The 19890-nt window shown below is 72.3% G+C and carries 20 protein-coding genes and 1 tRNA gene; 11 read left to right on the top strand and 10 right to left on the bottom strand.

Annotated features, from left to right (window positions below):
- The first annotated feature begins 1 nt into the window (after window position 1).
- Window positions 2-979 carry a polyprenyl synthetase family protein gene (locus tag AC3X7Z_RS09115; protein ID WP_186340425.1) on the top strand — a complete coding sequence of 326 codons (978 nt, stop codon included), beginning with the start codon at window positions 2-4 and terminating at the stop codon, window positions 977-979.
- Window positions 980-996: 17 nt separating this feature from the next.
- Here AC3X7Z_RS09115 and AC3X7Z_RS09120 read toward each other — a convergent pair whose 3' ends face one another.
- From AC3X7Z_RS09120 to rarD, 3 genes are all read right to left on the bottom strand, one after another.
- Window positions 997-1710, bottom strand: coding sequence for a 3-keto-5-aminohexanoate cleavage protein (locus AC3X7Z_RS09120; protein ID WP_489975716.1), 714 nt, complete (start codon window positions 1708-1710; stop codon window positions 997-999).
- Between the two features lie 79 nt (window positions 1711-1789).
- Window positions 1790-1960, bottom strand: a complete 171-nt coding sequence (locus tag AC3X7Z_RS09125) for a hypothetical protein (protein ID WP_489975717.1) — start codon at window positions 1958-1960, stop codon at window positions 1790-1792.
- Between the two features lie 629 nt (window positions 1961-2589).
- Complete coding sequence (gene rarD / locus AC3X7Z_RS09130; protein ID WP_489975718.1) at window positions 2590-3498, bottom strand: EamA family transporter RarD; 909 nt, start codon at window positions 3496-3498, stop codon at window positions 2590-2592.
- 100 nt (window positions 3499-3598) lie between these two features.
- Here rarD and AC3X7Z_RS09135 point away from each other — a divergent pair, with 100 nt between their 5' ends.
- Window positions 3599-4009: a hypothetical protein gene (locus AC3X7Z_RS09135; RefSeq protein ID WP_186340184.1), complete on the top strand. Its 411-nt coding sequence runs from the start codon at window positions 3599-3601 to the stop codon at window positions 4007-4009.
- A 39-nt stretch (window positions 4010-4048) separates the two neighbouring features.
- On the opposite strand, the gene AC3X7Z_RS09140 is transcribed toward AC3X7Z_RS09135, so the two are convergent.
- Both AC3X7Z_RS09140 and AC3X7Z_RS09145 read right to left on the bottom strand, forming a co-directional pair.
- Window positions 4049-5164 carry a 2-oxoacid:ferredoxin oxidoreductase subunit beta gene (locus tag AC3X7Z_RS09140; RefSeq protein ID WP_489975719.1) on the bottom strand — a complete coding sequence of 372 codons (1116 nt, stop codon included), beginning with the start codon at window positions 5162-5164 and terminating at the stop codon, window positions 4049-4051.
- Window positions 5161-7104, bottom strand: coding sequence for a 2-oxoacid:acceptor oxidoreductase subunit alpha (locus AC3X7Z_RS09145; RefSeq protein ID WP_206054496.1), 1944 nt, complete (start codon window positions 7102-7104; stop codon window positions 5161-5163). The genes AC3X7Z_RS09140 and AC3X7Z_RS09145 overlap by 4 nt, the downstream gene beginning before the upstream one ends.
- A 232-nt stretch (window positions 7105-7336) precedes the next feature.
- Here AC3X7Z_RS09145 and AC3X7Z_RS09150 point away from each other — a divergent pair, with 232 nt between their 5' ends.
- The 5 genes from AC3X7Z_RS09150 to AC3X7Z_RS09170 all read left to right on the top strand — a co-directional run bounded on the left by AC3X7Z_RS09150 (window position 7337) and on the right by AC3X7Z_RS09170 (window position 11880).
- Window positions 7337-8383 (top strand): sulfate ABC transporter substrate-binding protein, encoded by a 1047-nt coding sequence (locus AC3X7Z_RS09150; RefSeq protein ID WP_186340186.1) that lies wholly within the window; start codon window positions 7337-7339, stop codon window positions 8381-8383.
- 27 nt (window positions 8384-8410) lie between these two features.
- Window positions 8411-9259: a sulfate ABC transporter permease subunit CysT gene (gene cysT, locus AC3X7Z_RS09155; protein ID WP_186340187.1), complete on the top strand. Its 849-nt coding sequence runs from the start codon at window positions 8411-8413 to the stop codon at window positions 9257-9259.
- Window positions 9252-10127: a sulfate ABC transporter permease gene (locus AC3X7Z_RS09160; RefSeq protein ID WP_186340188.1), complete on the top strand. Its 876-nt coding sequence runs from the start codon at window positions 9252-9254 to the stop codon at window positions 10125-10127. The genes cysT and AC3X7Z_RS09160 overlap by 8 nt, the downstream gene beginning before the upstream one ends.
- A 56-nt stretch (window positions 10128-10183) precedes the next feature.
- Complete coding sequence (locus AC3X7Z_RS09165; protein ID WP_186340189.1) at window positions 10184-11161, top strand: sulfate/molybdate ABC transporter ATP-binding protein; 978 nt, start codon at window positions 10184-10186, stop codon at window positions 11159-11161.
- 65 nt (window positions 11162-11226) lie between these two features.
- Window positions 11227-11880, top strand: coding sequence for a cobalamin B12-binding domain-containing protein (locus AC3X7Z_RS09170; RefSeq protein WP_489975720.1), 654 nt, complete (start codon window positions 11227-11229; stop codon window positions 11878-11880).
- Here the strand turns inward: AC3X7Z_RS09170 and AC3X7Z_RS09175 are convergent.
- A complete protein-coding gene (locus tag AC3X7Z_RS09175) occupies window positions 11864-12355 on the bottom strand; it encodes a YajQ family cyclic di-GMP-binding protein (RefSeq protein ID WP_186340191.1) in 492 nt (163 codons plus the stop codon). The genes AC3X7Z_RS09170 and AC3X7Z_RS09175 overlap by 17 nt on opposite strands.
- 83 nt (window positions 12356-12438) lie before the next feature.
- On the opposite strand from AC3X7Z_RS09175, the gene AC3X7Z_RS09180 reads away from it, so the two are divergent.
- From AC3X7Z_RS09180 to AC3X7Z_RS09195, 4 genes are all read left to right on the top strand, one after another.
- Window positions 12439-12520: transfer RNA gene (locus AC3X7Z_RS09180), tRNA-Tyr, on the top strand.
- An 88-nt stretch (window positions 12521-12608) separates the two neighbouring features.
- A complete protein-coding gene (locus AC3X7Z_RS09185) occupies window positions 12609-13829 on the top strand; it encodes an AGE family epimerase/isomerase (protein ID WP_489975721.1) in 1221 nt (406 codons plus the stop codon).
- 32 nt (window positions 13830-13861) lie between these two features.
- Window positions 13862-14818, top strand: a complete 957-nt coding sequence (locus AC3X7Z_RS09190) for a carbohydrate kinase family protein (protein ID WP_489975722.1) — start codon at window positions 13862-13864, stop codon at window positions 14816-14818.
- A complete protein-coding gene (locus tag AC3X7Z_RS09195) occupies window positions 14815-16155 on the top strand; it encodes an MFS transporter (protein ID WP_186340194.1) in 1341 nt (446 codons plus the stop codon). Before AC3X7Z_RS09190 ends, AC3X7Z_RS09195 begins: the two co-directional genes overlap by 4 nt.
- 16 nt (window positions 16156-16171) lie before the next feature.
- Here AC3X7Z_RS09195 and AC3X7Z_RS09200 read toward each other — a convergent pair whose 3' ends face one another.
- The 4 genes from AC3X7Z_RS09200 to AC3X7Z_RS09215 are packed head-to-tail and all read right to left on the bottom strand — an operon-like array spanning window position 16172 to window position 19868.
- Window positions 16172-16852, bottom strand: a complete 681-nt coding sequence (locus AC3X7Z_RS09200) for a histidine phosphatase family protein (RefSeq protein WP_186340195.1) — start codon at window positions 16850-16852, stop codon at window positions 16172-16174.
- Window positions 16853-16871: 19 nt separating this feature from the next.
- Entirely contained in the window at window positions 16872-17780 is a 909-nt protein-coding gene (locus AC3X7Z_RS09205) for a phosphodiesterase (RefSeq protein WP_489975723.1), read from the bottom strand.
- Window positions 17781-17790: 10 nt separating this feature from the next.
- Entirely contained in the window at window positions 17791-19005 is a 1215-nt protein-coding gene (fahA, locus tag AC3X7Z_RS09210; RefSeq protein ID WP_489975724.1) for a fumarylacetoacetase, read from the bottom strand.
- Window positions 19002-19868, bottom strand: coding sequence for a hypothetical protein (locus AC3X7Z_RS09215; RefSeq protein WP_489975725.1), 867 nt, complete (start codon window positions 19866-19868; stop codon window positions 19002-19004). Before AC3X7Z_RS09215 ends, fahA begins: the two co-directional genes overlap by 4 nt.
- Window positions 19869-19890: the final 22 nt, after the last annotated feature.

The following is a 19890-nucleotide window of genomic DNA, read 5'->3' on the forward strand; positions in this document are numbered from 1 at the left end:
CATGCCCGTCGTCGACGCCGCCCTCGAACAGCGGCTGGTCGAGCGGATGACGCGCATCGAGGGCATGCTCGCCGACCACTGCCGCGGGCGTGCCCGGTTCGTCTCCGAGGCGGCGGCGCACCTGATGATGGCCGGCGGCAAGCGCTTCCGTCCGCTCCTGGTGCTGCTGGCCGCCGAGGCCGGCCCCGACCCGGATGCCGAGGCCGTCTACACCGCCGCGTGCGTGGTCGAGCTGACCCACGTCGCCTCGCTCTACCACGACGACGTGATGGACGAGGCGGCGCTGCGCCGCGGGGCGCACACCGCCAACGCGCGCTGGGACAACAACGTCGCGATCCTCACCGGCGACTTCCTCTTCGGCCGCTCCTCCGAGCTCACCGCGGCGCTCGGGCCGGAGGCCGTGCTGATCCAGGCGCGCACGTTCACGCGCCTCGTCGAGGGCCAGATCATGGAGACCGTGCCGCCGGGTCCGGGGGAGGACCCGCTCGCGCACTACCTCGACGTCGTGGCCGGCAAGACCGGCTCCCTCATCGCCACGTCGGCGCGCTACGGCGCGATGTTCAGCGGTGCGCGTCCCGAGGTCGTGGAGGCGCTCAGCTCCTACGGTGAGATCGTCGGCTCGGCGTTCCAGCTCACCGACGACATCCTCGACATCGCCTCGGAGTCCGACACGTCGGGCAAGACGCCGGGCACCGACCTGCGCGAGGGCGTGCCGACCCTGCCGGTGCTGATGGCGCAGGCCTCGACCGACCCGGCCGACGCCCGCCTGCTCAGCCTGCTCGGCCGCCCGCTCACCGACGACGCCGAGCACGCCGAGGCCCTCGAGCTGATGCGCCGCCACCCGGCCATGCAGCAGGCGCGCGACCACGTCCTCAGCGAGGCCGCCCGCGCGAAGAAGCTCCTCGAGGCCCTCGACCCCGGCCCGGTCCGCACCGCCCTGGAGTCCTTCGCCGACATCGTCGCCACGCGGACGTCCTGACCCACGCTCCTCCGACGTCACGTCCGCGCGAGGGCGGCGCGGATCAGCGAGGCGTTGTCGGGCGCTCGCGCGCCGTCGGGGAGCGTCAGGGTGTCCTCGAGCCCGATCCGGGTGTCGAGCCCGAGGCGGCGTGCGTGCACCAGCACCGGCCACGCGCTGCGGTCCTCACCGTGCAGCAGGACGGGGACGGCGTTCGCGGCGTCGTCGAGGATGGCGAGCATGCGGTCGGCCAGGTCGAGGCACCGTGCCGCGTCGGGCTCGTCGGGGAGCTCGAGCAGCACGCGCACGCACCGGTCCCGCGATGGCCACGCCAGCCAGGCCTGCAGGGCGGCCTCGGTCCACAGCCCCGCCTCGACGCCGACGCCTCGCCCCAGGAGGGCGTCGGCGACCTGCTCGGCGCCGTCCTCGTGCCAGTTGACGGAGGCGAAGTCGGGGAGCACCGTCCACGAGCCGATCGCGGCGAGGCGGTCCTCGACCCCCGGTGCGGCCCAGGCCCCGGTGGTGATGCCGACCGGCGTGCCGGGTGACGCTGCGCGGATCGCCTCGAGCGTCTGGGCGACCGCGTCGGCGCGGAACGTGTCGCGACCGGACGCGTCCTTCTGGTGCACGTGCACCATCTCGGCACCGGCTCCGGTCACGGCGACCGCGTCGTCCGCGAGCTGGGCGGGAGTCACCGGGAGGGCGGGGTGCTCGGTGGGCATCCGGGGACCGTTGAGGCAGGCCTTCAGCATGTCGGCAGGCTAGCGAGGTCAGCCGACGTCGAGCCACGCCCTGCGACGGTCCTGATCGCTGGTGCGGCGGCGTCCAGGGTCAGCCGCCGCCGGCTCCTCCGTCTCCTCCGCCCGCGACCTGGCTGCCGGTCCTGGTGGCCTTCACGGGACCGCGGCGGGCGTTCTCGACCACCAGAGCGATGAGTACGACGAGGAGGACCACGACGAGGTAGGTCATCTCGCGCGCCGCCTCGGCCGCGAGGAGTCGCACGGTGTCAGGCGCACAGGCATGGGGCCCCCAGGTGTCGGTGGGCCGGAGTCTGCCACCGCACCGGCTTCAGCGCGAGGGGCAGGCACGCCGCAGCGGATCGTTGCCTCGGGCGCCCGCCCGCGCTGGCTGTCGGCGCCGTCGCTGGTTCATCAAGGTATGCAGACGAACCGGCACTCCCCATGGCGAGCTGACCATGGGAAGTGCGGGTTCGACGACATACCTTGATGAAGCAGCGTCGTGGTCGGCCGGGGGCCTGGGGTGCCGGGTGGGGGGTGCACCACGGGAACACACTCCCCGCGGTCACCCGAGCAGCCCCACTAGGACCGCTTGAGCACGCCCGGGTCGGCCCGACCCCCGTGATGGGGGCGTCAAGGGGAACTCGGCTCGGGCCCGGCGTGGGGTTTGACCTGACAGCCACTCCCGGCCCGGGGAGCGCAGGCCTTCGTGGGCGGGTCCCTGCGGGCCACCCCGGTTTGCCGGATCCCCGCCGCTCGCCGGTTGCACGTGTCTCGGGCCATGGGCGTCCGACCCGGTCGAGGAGCAGTGGGAGTCCGAGGGTCGACGGAGGTGTACGCCGACCCGGCCCCGGATGCCTTCAGCGACCCCAACGTGGAGCTGCGCCGCCTCGCTCACACGGCGCTGGCCTCCGCCGCCAGGCGCAGCTGCCGGCGATGGTGCTTGATCGCCTCGACGGTGAAGATCGCGAGCGCGACCCAGACCATGCCGAAGCCGATCCAGCGGCTGGCGGGCATGTCCTCGCGGAACACGAGGATGCCGAGGGCGAACTGGAGGGTGGGTGCGAGGTACTGGAGCAGCCCGAGCGACACCATCGAGACCCGGTTGGCAGCTGCCCCGAAGAGCATGAGCGGGATGGCGGTGATCACGCCGGTGGTGGTGAAGAGGAGTGCGTGCCCGACGCCGTGGCCGCCGAAGGTGGACTGACCGGCCGCGACGAGCCAGGCGACGTACGCCGCCGCGAAGGGCGCGATGACCAGGGTCTCCAGCGTGATGCTCTCCACCGCGCCGGCGCCCGCCTGCTTCTTGAGCAGGCCGTAGGTGCCGAAGGAGAACGCGAGCAGCAGCGCCACCCACGGCGGCTCGCCGTAGTCGACGGTGAGCACGACGACGGCGAGGAGGGCGATCGCCATGGCGATCCACTGCAGGCGCCGCAGGCGCTCGCCGAGGAGCAGCACGCCCATCAGCACGGTGACGAGCGGGTTGATGAAGTAGCCGAGGGAGGTCTCGACCACGCGGTCGTTGTTGACGCCCCAGATGTAGGCGCCCCAGTTGACGGAGATGACGAGCGCCGCGCAGACGAGGAGGAGCAGCCGCCGCCGGTCGCGCAGCAGCGCCCGGAAGTGCCCGACGCGTCGCGCCAGCACCAGGATGACGAGCATCGTCAGCACCGACCAGACGATGCGGTGGGCCAGGATCTCGATGGCACCGGCCGGCTCCAGCAGGGTCCAGTAGAGCGGGAAGGTGCCCCAGAGCGTGTAGGCGAGCGCGCCGAAGACCACTCCGCGACGGCTATCTGGCACTCACGGAGTCTAGGGCGGCCCCGTCACCTACGATGGGCGCGGTCGGGGTCCGGGGACTCCGACCGCACCAGACAGTCACACCATCGAGGGGGAACTCACCATGCGGATCTTCCGCACCGTCCTGGCGGCGCTGGTCGCCGCCCTGCTCGTCGCCGGCGTGCTCAGCACGGGCGCAAGCGCCGGGTCGGCGCCCAAGCGGATCATCGAGGAGGTCCCGCCGCGCACCAAGCAGGTCTCCTACAACGCCTTCAAGCTCAAGGGCACGGTCATGGAGCCGCAGGCTGACGGCACCCTGCTGCCCTACGCCAACCAGAAGGTGAAGATCCTCAAGAAGAAGTGCGGCTCCTGCAAGTGGAAGACCGCCAAGAAGGTCAAGACCAACGACAAGGGCGTCTTCAAGACCCGCATCTACGCCCCGGAGCGCGGCCGCTGGAAGTGGCGCTCCAAGGTCGACCGCTCCAACGGCTTCGGCAACACCAAGGGCAACGTCTGGACGCTCTACTTCGACTGAGCGCCGCTCGCCCTCACCGGCCGACCACCACCTGGACGATCAGAGGATCGTCCAGGTGTCGCCACCGCCGATCAGCCCCGCCAGACGAGCGGTGCGGTCGGCGGTGTCGCCGTTGGTGGCCTCCTCGACGGCGGCGGTGACCTGCGCGCGGGCCTGGTCGTCGTAGGTCGGGCGCTCCACCTGGCGGAAGATCCCGATGGGCGCCTGGTGGAGGTAGTCGGCGGCGGTCAGCCGGCTGATGGCGAACGCCGTCGACGGGTCGGGGCTGTGGGCGTCGTGCACGAGCAGGGCGTCCTCGCCGACGTCGGCGACCAGGGCGACCTTGACGCCACCGGTCTCGGGGTCGCGGACGACGCCCTTGGCGCCGCGGCCGTCCTCGAGCGGGGCGCCGAAGCGGATCGGCTCGCCGTGGACGAGCGGGATGATCGCGTCGGCCTTGGTGTCGGGCGACTTGATGGCGTCGAACGCGCCGTCGTTGAAGATCGGGCAGTTCTGGTAGATCTCGACCAGCGACGTGCCGCGGTGGGCCGCGGCCGCGGCCAGCACCGAGGTGAGGTGCTTGCGGTCGGAGTCGATGGTGCGAGCCACGAACGTCGCCTCGGCGCCGAGTGCCAGCGACACCGGGTTGAACGGGTGGTCGACCGACCCCATCGGCGTCGACTTGGTGACCTTGCCGGCCTCCGAGGTGGGGGAGTACTGGCCCTTGGTGAGGCCGTAGATCCGGTTGTTGAACAGCAGGATCGTCATGTTGACGTTGCGGCGCAGGGCGTGGATCAGGTGGTTGCCGCCGATCGACAGCGCGTCGCCGTCACCGGTGACGACCCACACCGACAGGTCCTCACGTGCGGTGGCGATGCCGGTCGCGATCGACGGCGCCCGGCCGTGGATCGAGTGCATGCCGTAGGTGTCGAGGTAGTAGGGGAAGCGCGACGAGCAACCGATGCCGGAGACGAAGACGATGTTCTCGCGGCGCAGGCCGAGGTCGGGCAGGAACGACTGGACGGCCTTGAGCACGGCGTAGTCGCCGCAGCCGGGGCACCAGCGCACCTCCTGGTCGGAGGTGAAGTCCTTGCCGGTCTGCGGGCCCTCGCTCGCCGGCACCGACTCGGTGCCGGAGCGGAAGGCGGGCAGGCCGAGGTCGGTCTGGCTGGTCACTGGATGTGCTCCTTCTGGGTCGGCTCGCCCCACACGCCGAGGTCGATCTCGATGCCCTCGGCCTGGCCGACGAGCTCGCCGATCGCGTGGGCGAGCTCGGTGGCCTTGAGCGGCAGGCCGCGGACGTGGTTGTAGCCGACCGCGTCGACGAGGTACTTCGCACGCAGCAGCAACGAGAGCTGGCCGAGGTTCATCTCGGGGACCAGCACCTTGTCGTAGCCCCGGAGGACCTCGCCGAGGTTGCTGGGGAACGGGTTGAGGTGGCGCAGGTGTGCCTGCGCGACGTGGTAGCCGGCCTTGCGGACGCGGCGTACGCCGGCGCCGATCGGGCCGTAGGTCGAGCCCCACCCGAGGACGAGCACCTTCGCCTCGCCTGACGGGTCGTCGACCTCGACGAGCGGGATCGAGTCGGCGATCCGGTCGACCTTGGCCTGGCGGGTGCGGACCATGAAGTCGTGGTTGGCCGGGTCGTAGGAGATGTTGCCGTGGCCGTCGCCCTTCTCGAGGCCGCCGATGCGGTGCTCGAGACCTGGGGTGCCGGGGATCGCCCACGGGCGGGCGAGGGTGGCCTCGTCGCGCAGGTAGGGCCAGAACTCGGAGGTGACGGTGTCGTCGTCGTTGGTGACCGTGTAGTTCTTCTCGGTGGCGAAGTCCGGATCGATCACGGGCAGCTCGTCGACGGCCGGGACCCGCCACGGCTCGGAGCCGTTGGCGAGGTAGCCGTCGGAGAGCAGGAGCACCGGGGTGCGGTAGGTGACGGCGATCCGGGTGGCCTCGACCGCAGCGGCGAAGCAGTCGCCGGGGGACTGGGGTGCCACGATCGGCACGGGGGCCTCGCCGTTGCGCCCGAACATCGCCTGCAGCAGGTCGGCCTGCTCGGTCTTGGTCGGCAGGCCGGTCGAGGGGCCGCCGCGCTGCACGTCGACGACGACGAGCGGCAGCTCGGTCATCACCGCGAGGCCGATCGCCTCCGACTTCAGCGCCACACCGGGACCGGAGGTGGAGGTCACGCCGAGGTGGCCGGCATAGGACGCGCCGATGGCTGCGCCGACGCCGGCGATCTCGTCCTCGGCCTGGAACGTCGTCACGCCGAACGACTTGTGCTTCGACAGCTCGTGGAGGATGTCGGAGGCCGGCGTGATCGGGTAGGTGCCGAGGAACAGCGGGAGCCCGGACTGCACACCACCCGCGACCAGGCCGTAGGCCAGCGCGAGGTTGCCCGTGATGTTGCGGTAGGTGCCGGGCGGCATGGTGGCCGGCTTGATCTCGTACTGCACGGCGAACGTCTCGGTGGTCTCGCCGAAGTTCCACCCGGCCTTGAACGCCGCGAGGTTGGCGTCGCGGATGGCGGGCACCTTGGCGAAGCGCTTGGTCAGGAACGCCGTCGTCGGCTCGGTGGGGCGTCCGTACATCCACGACAGCAGGCCGAGGGCGAACATGTTCTTGGCGCGCGAGGCGTCCTTGCGCGAGAGGCCGAAGTCCTTGACCGCCTCGACCGTCATCCCGGTGAGGTCGACGGGGTGCACCGCGTAGGCGTCGAGGCTGTCGCCGTCGAGCGGGTTGGCGGTGTAGCCGGCCTTGGTGAGGTTGCGCGCGGTGAAGTCGTGCGTGTCGACGATGATCGTCGCGCCCTTGTGGAGGTCGCCGAGGTTGGCGCGCAGCGCCGCCGGGTTCATCGCGACCAGCACGTCGGGTGCGTCGCCCGCGGTGAGGATGTCGTGGTCGGCGAAGTGCACCTGGAACGACGAGACCCCCGGCAGGGTGCCCTGGGGCGCCCGGATCTCGGCCGGGAAGTTGGGCAGCGTGACCAGGTCGTTGCCGAATGCGGCGGTCTCCTGGGTGAACCGGTCACCGGTCAGCTGCATGCCGTCACCGGAGTCGCCCGCGAACCGGATGATGACGCGATCCAGCTGCTTGACCTGCTTGTCGGTGTGGGTCACCTCTTGCCCTGCTTCCTACGTGTCGGGGAGTCCTCGCCCAACTGCCCACAGTAGTCGCGGATCGGGCGTTTTCCCGCCGCTCCCCACGTGATGGACGCCTCGTCGCCCTCCCCTCCGACGGGGGTGGACGAGCGCGGCGACTCGCCCGATCCGTGGGCAATGTGAGGCAGGTCAATAAAGTCATGTATGTTTCTCGACATTGCACACCGATCGAGAAAGTCGAGCATCCCCCATGCAGATCCGTTCACGTACCGCTCTCGCGGCCGCAGTCGGGGCCACGTTGTCCGCACTGGCCCTGTCCGCCTGCGCCCCCGGTGGCGCCAGCAGCTCCGACGAGGATGCCGCTGAGACCATCCACATCGTCGGGTTCGCGGTCCCCGAGGCCGCCAACAAGGCCATCGCCGAGGAGTTCGCCAAGACGCCCGACGGCGAGGGCGTGGAGTTCCAGACCTCCTACGGTCCTTCGGGGGACCAGAGCCGCGCGGTCGCCGCCGGTCTCAAGGCCGACTACGTCCACATGTCGGTGCCCACCGACGTCACCCGCCTGGTCGACGAGGGCCTCGTGGCCGACGACTGGGACGCGGGCGACAACAAGGGCGTCGTGTCCACCTCGGTCGTCGCGTTCGGCGTGCGCGACGGCAACCCCAAGAACATCAAGACGTGGGCCGACCTGGTCAAGCCCGGCGTCGAGATCGTGACCGCCAACCCCGCCTCGTCGGGCGCCGCGCGCTGGAACGCCCTCGCCGCCTACGGCCAGGTCATCAGCGACGGCGGCACCGACGAGGAGGCCACCGCCTACGTCGACAAGTTCTTCAAGAACGTCGTCTCGCTCCCGGGCAGCGGCCGCGACGCCACCACGGCGTTCCTCGGCGGCACCGGTGACGTGCTCATGGCCTACGAGAACGAGGCCATCCTCGCCGCGCAGAACGACGAGGCCTTCGAGTACATCATCCCGGAGACCACGCTGAAGATCGAGAACGCCGGCGCGATCCTGAAGGACGCCTCCGAGCCGTCGCAGGCGTGGCTGGACTTCGTCCTCTCCGACGAGGGACAGAGGCAGTTCGCCCTGACCGGGTTCCGCCCGCTCCGCGACGACGTCGACTACGGCGGCACCGTCGAGGGTGCGACGGACCCGTCCAACCCGTTCCCCGAGGTGCCCACCCTGCTGACGGTCGACGAGGACTTCGGTGGCTGGGACGAGGTGTCGACGAAGTTCTTCGACGAGGAGAACGGCATCATCTTCGAGGCCATCCTCAACGCCGGTCTCTCCCTCGAGTGACACCCCGGTCACCCCATCACCTCCACCATGACCTCTCCTGAGATCGCAGCGGTCCGACCGGCGAGGGCTCCTCGCCGGTCGGGTCCGCGCTCCACGCTCACGCGGTCGTCGGGTCTCGGGCTCGGCATCGCCATGATCTGGTTCAGCGCGCTGGTCCTGATCCCCCTGGCGGCGGTCGTCGTCACCGCCGTCGACGGCGGCTGGGACGTCTTCTGGGCGACCATCACCAACGGCCAGACCGCCGCCGCCATCAAGCTCACCGTCTTCACCGCCCTCGGCGTCACGGCCGTCAACGTCGTGATGGGCCCGCTCATCGCCTGGGTGCTCGTGCGCGACCGGTTCTGGGGCAAGTCGGTGCTCGAGGTGATGATCGACATCCCCTTCGCGCTGCCGACCATCGTCGCCGGCCTGGTGCTGCTCTCGCTCTACGGCACCGACAGCCCGCTCGGCATCGACATCGCCAACCAGCGCCCGGCCGTCTTCCTCGCGTTCTTGTTCGTCACGCTGCCGTTCGTCGTGCGGATGGTGCAGCCGGTGCTCGAGGAGCTCGACCTCGACGTCGAGGAGGCCGCGGCGTCCCTCGGCGCGAGCCGGTTCACCACGTTCCGCCGCATCATCCTGCCCAGCCTGACGCCGGCCATCACCGCCGGCGCCGCCCTGTCCTTCGCCCGCGGCGTCAGCGAGTACGGCTCGCTGGTGCTGCTGTCGGGCAACCTCCCGTTCAAGACCGAGGTCACCTCCGTGCGCATCCTCAGCAGCATCGAGAACGACAACGTCCCGGCGGCCGCGGCCGTCGCCACGGTGCTGCTGGCGATCTCGCTCGCGGTGATCGTGCTCCTGGACCTGATCCAGAGGCGGGTGGCCGCACGTGGCTGACACCCTCGTCCACGACGTCGAGGCGGTCGTGCCGCCCGTCGAGGAGCGCCGCCGCCCCCCGCGCGTGCGCAAGACCCCGACGACCTACGTGCTGCGGCTCATCGTCACCGCCTACCTGTTCCTCCTGGTCGCCTGGCCGGTGTCGCTGGTCGTGACCCACACCTTCGCGAACGGGTGGGAGTCGATCGCCTCGCTGCTGTCCGACCCCGACATGGTGGTGGCGCTCCAGCTGAGCGCCTACGTCGCCGTGTGGTCGGTCGTGATCAACACGCTCTTCGGCGTGGGGATCTCGCTGCTGCTCGTGCGCCAGGAGTTCCCCGGCAAGCGACTGCTCAACTCGCTGCTCGACATCCCGCTCTCGGTGTCCCCGATCGTCGTCGGCCTCGCCCTCGTGCTGGTCTACGGCGGCCGCAACGGGTGGCTCGGGCCGACCCTCGCCGACTGGGGGTTCCAGGTCATCTTCTCGACGCCCGGCATCATCATGGCGACGACCTTCGTGGCGCTGCCGCTGATGATCCGCGAGCTCGTCCCGGTGCTCGAGGAGATCGGCACCGACCAGGAGCAGGCCGCCGAGAGCCTGGGGGCCAACGCCCTCCAGCGGTTCTGGCGGATCACCCTGCCGTCCATCAAGTGGGGCATCGTCTACGGCGTCGTGCTGACCCTGGCCCGCTCGCTCGGCGAGTTCGGTGCGGTCAAGGTCGTCTCGGGCAACGTCCTCGGGCAGACCCGCACGGCCACCCTCGCGGTGGAGGAGAAGTACCTCAACTTCGACCAGCAGGGCGCCTACGCGACCGCCTTCCTGCTCGCGATGGTGTCGGTGGCCTGCATCGTCGTCGTCGCGATCATCCGTCCCAAGAACCGCCACTGAGCCGACCCGGCGACCACGTCCCGGCCACCCCCGAGCCACCAGAAAGGCATCACCCCATGAGCATCGAAGTGTCAGGGCTGAACAAGAAGTTCGGCGACTTCGTCGCGCTCGACGACGTCAGCGTCACCATCCCGACCGGCCAGCTCACGGCGCTCCTCGGCCCCAGCGGCGGTGGCAAGTCGACCCTGCTGCGCATCATCGCCGGCCTGGAGAAGGCCGACACCGGCACGGTGAGCATCGCGGGCGTCGAGGCGACCCACCTGCCCGCCCAGAAGCGCAACGTGGGCTTCGTCTTCCAGCACTACGCGGTCTTCAAGCACATGACCGTGGCCAAGAACGTCGCCTTCGGTCTCGAGATCCGCAAGCGCCCGAAGGACGAGGTCGAGCACCGGGTGCGCGAGCTCCTCGAGCTGGTGCACCTCTCGCAGTTCTCGCACCGCCTCCCCTCGCAGCTCTCCGGCGGCCAGCGCCAGCGCATGGCCCTGGCCCGCGCCCTCGCGGTGGAGCCGTCGGTGCTGCTGCTCGACGAGCCGTTCGGCGCGCTCGACGCCAAGGTCCGCAAGGAGCTGCGCGACTGGCTGCGCCGTCTCCACGACGACGTGCACGTCACGACCGTCTTCGTCACCCACGACCAGGAGGAGGCGCTCGAGGTCGCCGACGAGATCGTGGTGATCAACGAGGGACGCGTCGAGCAGGTCGGCACCCCCGACCAGCTCTACGACGAGCCGGCCAACGACTTCGTGATGTCGTTCCTCGGCGAGGTCACCCACCTCGGCGGACTCTCGCTCCGGCCCCACGACATCGAGCTGGAGCGCACCCCGTCACTGGCCGGCAGCGTGGAGGGGACGATCCACCGCCTGGTGCGCATCGGCTTCGAGGTCCGGCTGACCGTGCTCACCGTCGACGGCGACGAGGTGTCGGTCGTCGTGACCCGCGCCCACGCCCGCGCCCACGGCCTCGAGGAGGGGAGCACCGTCTGGCTCACCCCTGCGGCGGGCGCGACCGTGGTGCCGCGGATGGCGGCGGCCGTCTGAGCGTGCGGCGGCGCGGCGGTGCCGGCGAAGCCGCGCGCGCCCGCTCGGCGGGTTAGCGTGCCCGGGTGGACCCCACGACGACCTCGGACGAGCTGTGGTCCGCCGTCGAGACCTTCGACGCCGAGGCCGCGGAGCTCGCGATCGCCCGGCTGCTCTGGGACGTGCCGCTCTCGGCCGCGGTGACCGGTGTCGTCCTCCCGTTCCTCGAGGAGGTCGGCGACCGGTGGGAGGCGGGCACCCTCTCGGTCGCCCACGAGCACTTCGTCAGCGACATGCTGCGACGCAAGCTCACCGCGCTCACCGCGGTGCCCCCGACGCCGGTGCTCCAGGACGCCTCCGCGGCCGCGCCGGTCGTCCTGCTCGCCTGCCCGCCGGGCGAGCGGCACGACATGGTGCTGCTGTGCGTCGCGCTGATGCTGCGCGAGCGGGGCGTACGCGCCAGGTTCCTCGGGGCGGACACGCCCGTGCCTGCCATCCGCACGGCGGCGCGTGCCGCGGGCGCCGACGCGGTCGTCCTCGCGGCGCGGCGCCCGACGACGTTCACCGCCCACGCGTCCGCGCTGCGCAGGCTCGCCGCCGACCACCCGGTCTACGCCGCCGGGCGCGGGGCCGACGCGCAGACCCTCGAGGAGATCGGCGCGCGACCCCTGCCCGCCGACCCGGTGCGCGCGGTCGTGGTGCTCGTCGGCGAGCTGTCCGAGCTCAGCGGTAGTTGGTGAACTGCACCGCGAAGTCGTAGTCCTGCGCCTTCACCAGCTGCTGCACGGCCTGGAGGTCGTCGCGCTTCTTCGACGACACGCGCAGCTCCTCGCCCTGCACCTGCGCCTTGACGCCCTTGGGGCCCTCGTCGCGGATCAGCTTGGAGATCTTCTTCGCGTCCTCGGAGGTGATGCCCTCCTTGAGCGCGATGTCGATCTTGGAGACCTGGCCCGACTGGCGCGGCTCGGAGGCGTCGAGGATCTTCAGGCTCTGGTTGCGCTTGATCAGCTTGTCCTGGAAGACGCTGAGCACCGCACTGGCCCGGTCGTCGGCGGAGGCGGTGATCTCGATGGCCTTCTCGCCCTTCCACTCGATGGAGGCGCCGGTGCCCTTGAAGTCGAACCGGGTGGCGATCTCGCGGGCCGCCTGGCTGAGCGCGTTGTCGACCTCCTGGCGGTCCAGCTTGCTCACGATGTCGAAGCTCGAGTCGGCCATTGAGTGCCTCCTTGGGGGGCTCGCGCCGGGTGCCCCGGCGATTCGTTGTCATGTCCGTGCCTTGCTATTGTTCCGCACGCCCCGGCAGGTTGCCCGAGCGGCCAAAGGGAGCTGACTGTAAATCAGCCGGCATTGCCTACAGAGGTTCGAATCCTCTACCTGCCACCGGACGGACTCCGTTCCGGTCGCGAGACCCCCGCACCGCGTGCGGGGGTCTCGTGCGTTCGTGGGCGGGCGCTGCTTGACTGCCCGGGTGAGCACCCCTCCCGACGACGCCTGGCTCGACGCGGAGTGCCGCCGCCTGATCGAGTTCGGCCGCCGCGCCGTGCACCCTGCCGGCGGCGCCGCGTGGCTCGACGACGAAGGGGCGCCCGACCTCGAGCGGCCCGTGCACACCTGGATCACCGCCCGCACCGTCCACGTCCAGTGCCTCGGCACGCTGCTCGGCGTCGAGGGCGCGGACGCCGTGGCGGCCGGTGCGCTCGCCGGGCTGCACGGGGTGCTGCGCGACGCCGACCACGGTGGCTGGCACGCCGCCGTCGGTCCCGACGGCAGGCCCGACGGCACCGGCAAGTCCTGCTATGCGCACGCCTTCGTGATGCTCGCCGCGTCGACCGCCGTCGTCGCTGGGCTGCCCGGGGCGGATCGGTTGCTCGACGAGGCGACCGGCGTCTTCGAGGAGCGCTTCTTCGACGACGACCTGGGCCGCGTGGTCGACGAGTGGGACCGCGCCTGGACCACCGTCGCGCCCTACCGCGGGCTCAACTCCACGATGCACGCGGTGGAGGCGATGCTCGCGGTCGGCGACGTCACCGGCGACGACGTGTGGCACCGGCGCGCGGCCCGGCTGGCCGGCCTGGTGCTCGACCTGGCGCCGGCGTACGACGGCCGGCTCCCGGAGCACTTCGGTGCCGACTGGTCGGTGGACCTCGAGCTCAACCGCGACCGGCCCGGCGACCCGTTCAAGCCCTACGGCGCGACCGTCGGCCACGGACTCGAGTGGTCGCGGCTGCTCCTCCACCTCGAGGCGACCCTGGGAGACGTCGCGCCGGCCGGTCTCCTCGACACCTCGCGGCTGCTCTTCGACCGGGCCGTCGCCGACGGCTGGCACGCCGACGGCGAGCCCGGCTTCGTCTACACCACCGACTGGGACGGGCGGCCGGTCGTGCGCGAGCGGATGCACTGGGTCGCGGCCGAGGCGATCGCGGCCGCCGCGGCGCTGCACCGGCGCACGGGGGAGGACGCCTACGCCCAGCGGTACGCCGAGTGGTGGGACTTCGTCGTCGCGCACGTGCGCGACGCCGGTCGGGGCTCGTGGCACCACGAGCTCGACGCCGCCAACCGTCCGCAGGCCAGCGTCTGGCCGGGCAAGCCCGACCTCTACCACGCCGTCCAGGCGACGCTCCTGCCCCGGCTGCCGCTCGCGCCCAGCCTCGCCAGCGCCCTCGCGACCGTGGGTCCGCACCGGGGATGAGCGACCGGCCAGCCCGCGGGCATGATGGGTGCATGAGCGACGTCCAGCCCCGCATCCTGGTCGTCGGCGAGGCGCTCGTCGACGTGGTGCCCGGGCCCGACGGGGCGCCCCGCGACCATCCCGGCGGCAGCCCCGCCAACGTGGCGCTCGCCCTCGGCCGGCTCGGGCGCGACGTACGGCTGGTGACCCTGCTGGGCGACGACGCGCGCGGCGCGGCCGTGCGGGCCTGGCTGGAGGCCGGCGGCGTCGAGGTCCTCGCCTCGCCCACCGGCTCGGGCCGCACGTCGAGCGCGGCGGTCACCCTGGACGACTCCGGCGCCGCCACCTACGACTTCGACCTCGACTGGGACCTTCGCGCGGTGCCCGACGTGCCGTGCGACGTGCTGCACGTCGGGTCGATCGCGACCGTCCTCGAGCCGGGTGCCGACACCGTGCTCGCGACGTTCCGCGCGCACCGCGGCCGGGCCCTGCTCTCCCTCGACCCCAACGCCCGCCCCGCGATCACCCCCGACCGCGCCGGGCCCGCGGCCCGGGTCGAGGAGCTCGTCGCCCTCGCCGACGTGGTCAAGGTGAGCGACGAGGACCTCGCGTGGCTCCAGCCCGGCGACGGTCCGGTCGCGACCGCCGCGCGCTGGGCGGCGGCCGGACCGGGCCTCGTCGTGGTCACCCGCGGCGGTGCCGGCGCGATCGCCGTACGCCCCGACGGGACGACGCTCGAGGTGCCCGGCGTGCCCGTCGCCGTGGCCGACACCGTCGGAGCCGGCGACACCTTCAGCGGCGTGCTTCTCGACGCGCTGGTCGCCCTCGGGGCGCACGGGCCCGGAGCCGGCGACGCGCTGCGCGCCCTCACCGACCGCGACCTCCTCGACGTCGTCACGACAGCGGCCGTCGGTGCGGCCATCAACGTCTCCCGGCCCGGTGCCGACCCGCCGACGCGGGCGGAGCTCTCCGCCGCGTTGGGCACCGACTGCGAAGCCGGGCGGGAGTGAGCGCGGAGCAGATCCACGAGATCGGGAGACGACGGGCCTGGGTGATCTGGCTGGTGGCGCTCGCCGTCTACGTGCTGGCGGTGTTCCACCGCAGCTCGCTCGGGGTCGCGGGGATCATCGCGTCCGACCGGTTCGACATCACCGCCACCGGCCTGGCCGCGTTCACCGTGCTGCAGCTCGTGGTCTACGCCGGGATGCAGGTGCCGGTGGGGGTCTTCCTCGACCGCTACGGCTCACGCACGATGCTGCTGGTCGGGCTCGCGCTGATGACGGCCGGCCAGCTCGCCTTCGCGTTCTCCACCTCGTTCGCCGGGGCGGTGGCGGCGCGCGCGGTGGTGGGGGCGGGCGACGCGATGGTCTTCGTGAGCGTGATCCGCCTCGTCACGATCTGGTTCCTGGTGCGGCAGGCGCCGATGGTCACCCAGGTCACCGGCCTGGCCGGGCAGCTGGGCGCGATCGCCGCGGCCGGCCCGCTGTCCTTCCTGCTCGACGAGCTCGGCTGGACCCGCACGTTCGCGATCACCTCCAGCGTCGGCCTCGTGCTGCTCGTCGCGGTGCTCGCGCTCGTCAAGGACTCGCCCTACCGCCGCAGCGAGGTCGTCGTGATCAAGCTGCGGGCTCTGGCGCAGTCGGTCCGCACGGTGTGGGGCAACCCCGGCACGCGGCTGGGGATGTGGTCGCACTTCGCCTCGCAGTTCTCCGCCACGGTCTTCACGCTGCTGTGGGGCTTCCCGTTCCTGGTGCAGGGACTCGGCTGGACCTCGCGCGCGGCCAGCACGCTGCTGATGGCGATGACGGCCTGGACGGTCGTCAGCGGCCTGGTGCTCGCCCGGCTGGTGGGCCGGCTGCCCTACTACCGCTCGTGGATCGTGGTCTCCGTCGTCCTGGCGATGGTGGTCCCGTGGACCGCCGTCCTGCTGTGGCCGGGAGTGGCGCCGACGTGGCTCGTGGTCGTGATGGCCTTCGCCACCGCGAGCGGTGGTCCGGCCGCGATGGTGGCCTTCGACCTCGCCCGCTCGTTCAGCCCGGCGCATGAGACCGGGCGCGCCAACGGGCTGGTCAACATCGGCGGCTTCACCGCCTCGCTGCTGACGATGGCCCTCATCGGCCTGGTGCTCGACCTGTCGGCGTCCGGCGGCATGGGGTCCTACACGCTCGGCGACTTCAAGCTGGCGATGGCCGTGCAGTACGCGTTCTGGACCCTCGGCATCGTGCAGACGCTGCGCTACCGCCGCCGCGGGCTCGACCACCTCGCGCGGGTGCACCCCGGCTCGGTCGAGCAGCTGCGGGCCGGCAAGCCCTTCGTGCATCCCGGCATCGGCACCGAGGGCGTCTAGCGAGCCCGACGTGCGCTCAGCCGATCTCGCCGTCCCCGTCGGAGTCGAGGTCGCCGGTCGGGTCCTCGGCCGTCGGGTCCTCGAGGAAGTCGCCGCCCACGGGGTGGCCCTGCCACGACACCAGCTCCCAGCCGGTGCGGGGGTCGCCGTCGAGCACGATCAGCGCGGTGTTGTGCAGCGGCTGGTGGGCCGGCGGGGCCTGCGGGCTGGGCGCCGTCCGGGTCGAGGCCCAGGTGCGCAGCGCGGCCCCGTGGCTGACGACGAGCACGGCCTCGTGGCCCGCCTCGGCGATGGTGCGTACGGCCGCGTCGTAGCGGGCGAGGAATTCCTCGCCCGTCTCGCCGCCGGGCATCCGGTGGTCGAGGTCGCCGTCGAGCCACGCCGCGACGGCTCCGATGTAGCCGGCGACGGCGTCGTGGTCGTTGCGCATCTCGAAGTCGCCCGCGGCGATCTCCTGCAGGCCGTCGAGCTGCACCGGCTCGAGGCCGCGCGCCTGCGCGGTGGGGGCGGCGGTCTGGTGGGTGCGCACCCGGCTGGAGACGTAGATCGCGTCGATCCGTTCGTCGGCGAGGGCCTTCGCGGCCGCCACGGCCTGGGCGCGGCCGAGGTCGGTGAGGTCGAGCCCGGGGTGGGCGGTGTCGAGCTCGCCGGAGACGTTGGCGTGCGTCTGGCCGTGGCGCATGAGCAGGAGTCGCAAGGGGGGGATCCTCGGGAGGCTAGGAGTTGAACGGGGACGTCTTGCTGGAGGCGAGCTCGCGCGCCTGCTCCAGGGGCACGTCCTCGAGCGCGGCCTCGATGTCGGAGCCGATGTGGCTCACCTCGGCGCCCCGCTCGATCAGCACCTGGGTGTGCACGAGGCGGTCGTCGTAGGCGTGGACCATCGTGAAGCCCTGGCCGGCGTCGACACCCGAGACGAAGCGGTCGACCGGTGCGGGGTCGAGGGTGTAGCAGCTGGCCGCCGTCACCGAGACCGGCACGCCGCCGAACGTCGACCACGTCGGCAGGTGCAGGTGACCGGCGAGGATGCCGCGCACGTCGGTGCCGGCGATCACGTCGGCCAGCGCCTGCTGGTCGTGCAGCTCGATCAGCTCGGCGGCGCGCACCATCGGCAGGGGCAGCGGCGGGTGGTGCATCGCCAGCAGCGTCCCGTGCTCGGCGGGGGTGGCGAGCACGTCGGCGAGCCACGCCAGCTGCTCGGGCAGCAGCTCGCCGTGGTGGTGGCCGGGCACGCTCGTGTCGAGGGCGACGATGCGCAGCCCGTCGACGTCGTGCACCCGGTCCTGGCACCCGGCGTCGTCGGAGTCGAACATGCCCCTGGCGAACGGCGCCCGCTCGTCGTGGTTGCCCATCGTCCACACCACCGTCGCGCCGATCCCGGCAGCGAACGGCTCCACGATCGAGCGGAGGGTGGCGTAGGCGTCGGGCTCGGCGCGGTCGGCCAGGTCGCCGGTGAAGACCAGCGCCCGGGGCGCGGGGCGCACCGCCGCGAGCCGCTCGAGCGCGCGGCGCAGGTTGGCGACGTTGTCGATGACGCCGTAGTGCAGCGCTCCGCCGCCGATCAGGTGCGGGTCGCTCAGGTGCGCGACGACGTGCCGCGGGGCGGCGTACTGACCGAGCTGCTTCACACCGAGCAGCCTAGGGCCGGGCCGGGAGGATGCGCCCGGTCACCTCGCCGAGGGTGATCCGGCCGCCCGCGGTGCCCGGCGCGGTGTAGCGCAGGGTCACCTCGTCGCCGTCCTCGAGGAACGTACGCTCGCGCCCGCCGGCGGTGAACGGCTCGGTGCCGCCCCAGCTCAGCTCGAGCAGGGAGCCGCGCTGGCCGGGCTCGGCGCCCGACACGGTGCCCGACCCCCACAGGTCGCCGGTGCGCACAGAGGCGCCGTTGACGGTGGTGTGGGCGAGCATCTGGGCCGGCGACCAGTACATGGTGCGGTAGGGCGGACGCGAGACCACCTCGCCGTCGAGCACCACCTCCACCTCGATGTCGAGCCCGGCAGGGCCCTCGACGCGGAGGTGGTCGAGCACCTCCGGGTCCTGTCCGGGCAGGTCGGTCCAGGCGGCGTCGAGCGCCGCGAGCGGGGTCACCCACGCGCTGATCGAGGTCGCGAACGACTTGCCGAGGAACGGGCCGAGGGGCACGTACTCCCACGCCTGGATGTCGCGCGCGGACCAGTCGTTGAGGCCGACGACGCCGAAGGTGTGCCGCGCGAAGTCGGCGGTGGCGACCCGCCCGCCCAGCGCGGACGGCACCCCGACCACGAAGCCCAGCTCGGCCTCGATGTCGAGACGCCGGGACGGGCCGAACGTCGGGCGCTCCTCCGTCGGCGCCTTGCGCTGCCCGCAGGGTCGTACGACGTCGGTGCCGGAGACCACGACCGTGCCCGAGCGGCCGTGGTAGCCGACGGGGAGGTGCTTCCAGTTGGGCAGCAGCGGCTCCTGGTCGGGGCGGAAGATCCGGCCGACGTTGGAGGCGTGGTGCTCGGAGGCGTAGAAGTCGACGTAGTCGCCGATCGTGAACGGCAGGAGCATCGTCACCGAGTCGACCGGCGCCAGGGCCGGCTCGACGAGGTCGCGCTCGGTCTGGTCGGTCAGCAGCCCCGTCACCCACGCGCGGGTCGACTCCCAGACGGCGGGCCCGGCCGCCATGAACGGGTTGAGCGTCGGCTGGTCGAACAGCTCGTGGGTGTCGACCATGTCGGCGGCCGCGACGACGCTGAGGTCGAGCACCTGGTCGCCGATGCGCACCGCGACCCGCGGGCGCTCGCCGGAGCGGGCGAAGACGCCGTAGGGGAGGTGGTCGACGTCGAACCCGGAGCCCGCGGCTCCCTCGACCCAGCTGCTGCGGCTCATGCGTTGTCCTCCACCAGTCCGAGGGCGATCAGGTCGTCGAGCGGCTCGGGGACCGAGCAGGAGCCGAAGGAGGTGAACCAGCGGCGGGCCGACGCCACGCCGCCACCGGCCAGCGCCGCCGTGAGCGCGGCGCCGTCGCGCACCTCCAGGGCGGCCGTCGCGTCGTCCACGGTGCCGCCGTCCCACAGCGCCCTCGTGGCCGCCAGCAGGTTGAGGAAGCCGTGCGCGCCGCCGCCCTGCGGCTCGTGGCGCACCGCCCGGTGCAGCCCGGCGGTGGCCTTGAACGGCGTCTCGCGGTCGAGCGCCGCGTCGACCCACCCGGCGACGGTCGCGGAGCCGGGGACGAGGTCGTGGTCGACGTGGCCGAGTCGGAGCTTGAGGCGGTGCCCGCACGCGGCGACCTCGTCGGCGGCGGCCAGCCAGGTCGGGGTCACCGGCCCGGGCAGCTCGACGTAGAGGGGGACGTCGTCGGCCCCGGCGGCGCGCAGTGCGGCGTCGATGCGGCGCACGTTGCCCACCGGGTCGTCGACGTCGCGGACGGCGATCTCCACGGCAGCGACGTGCAGCCCGAGGCGGCCGGCCGCGCCCAGCGGACCGGCGAGCTGGCCGGCGCCGCCGGTCACCACGACCGACAGCGGGCCGCCGAAGCCCCGGACGAGCGGCAGGTCGATGTCGCGGAGCACGAAGCTGCCGACCAGGTCGGCCCACCACTCCTCGCGGCGCGCGGTGTGGGCCGCGGTCGCCTCGTGGAGGGGCGCGTCGCCGGGAGGGAAGATCGCGGCGTCGTCGACGAGGCCGCGCCACTCCTCGGGCCAGACGGACGCTCGCCGGGTGGGTTCGGAGGGTGCAGGGCTGGGGGACACGGGGCTACTCTAGCCACCAGAT

This window comes from Nocardioides sp. Z24_21 (genome assembly GCF_058134345.1).

Bases quoted from the DNA above. Each gene is read 5' to 3' on its own strand.
- AC3X7Z_RS09115 (WP_186340425.1), top strand. From the start codon at position 2: ATGCCCGTCGTCGACGCCGCCCTCGAACAGCGGCTGGTCGAGCGGATG.
- AC3X7Z_RS09120 (WP_489975716.1), bottom strand. From the start codon at position 1,710: ATGCTGAAGGCCTGCCTCAACGGTCCCCGGATGCCCACCGAGCACCCC.
- AC3X7Z_RS09135 (WP_186340184.1), top strand. From the start codon at position 3,599: ATGCGGATCTTCCGCACCGTCCTGGCGGCGCTGGTCGCCGCCCTGCTC.
- AC3X7Z_RS09150 (WP_186340186.1), top strand. From the start codon at position 7,337: ATGCAGATCCGTTCACGTACCGCTCTCGCGGCCGCAGTCGGGGCCACG.
- cysT (WP_186340187.1), top strand. From the start codon at position 8,411: ATGACCTCTCCTGAGATCGCAGCGGTCCGACCGGCGAGGGCTCCTCGC.
- AC3X7Z_RS09165 (WP_186340189.1), top strand. From the start codon at position 10,184: ATGAGCATCGAAGTGTCAGGGCTGAACAAGAAGTTCGGCGACTTCGTC.
- AC3X7Z_RS09175 (WP_186340191.1), bottom strand. From the start codon at position 12,355: ATGGCCGACTCGAGCTTCGACATCGTGAGCAAGCTGGACCGCCAGGAG.
- AC3X7Z_RS09190 (WP_489975722.1), top strand. From the start codon at position 13,862: ATGAGCGACGTCCAGCCCCGCATCCTGGTCGTCGGCGAGGCGCTCGTC.
- fahA (WP_489975724.1), bottom strand. From the start codon at position 19,005: ATGAGCCGCAGCAGCTGGGTCGAGGGAGCCGCGGGCTCCGGGTTCGAC.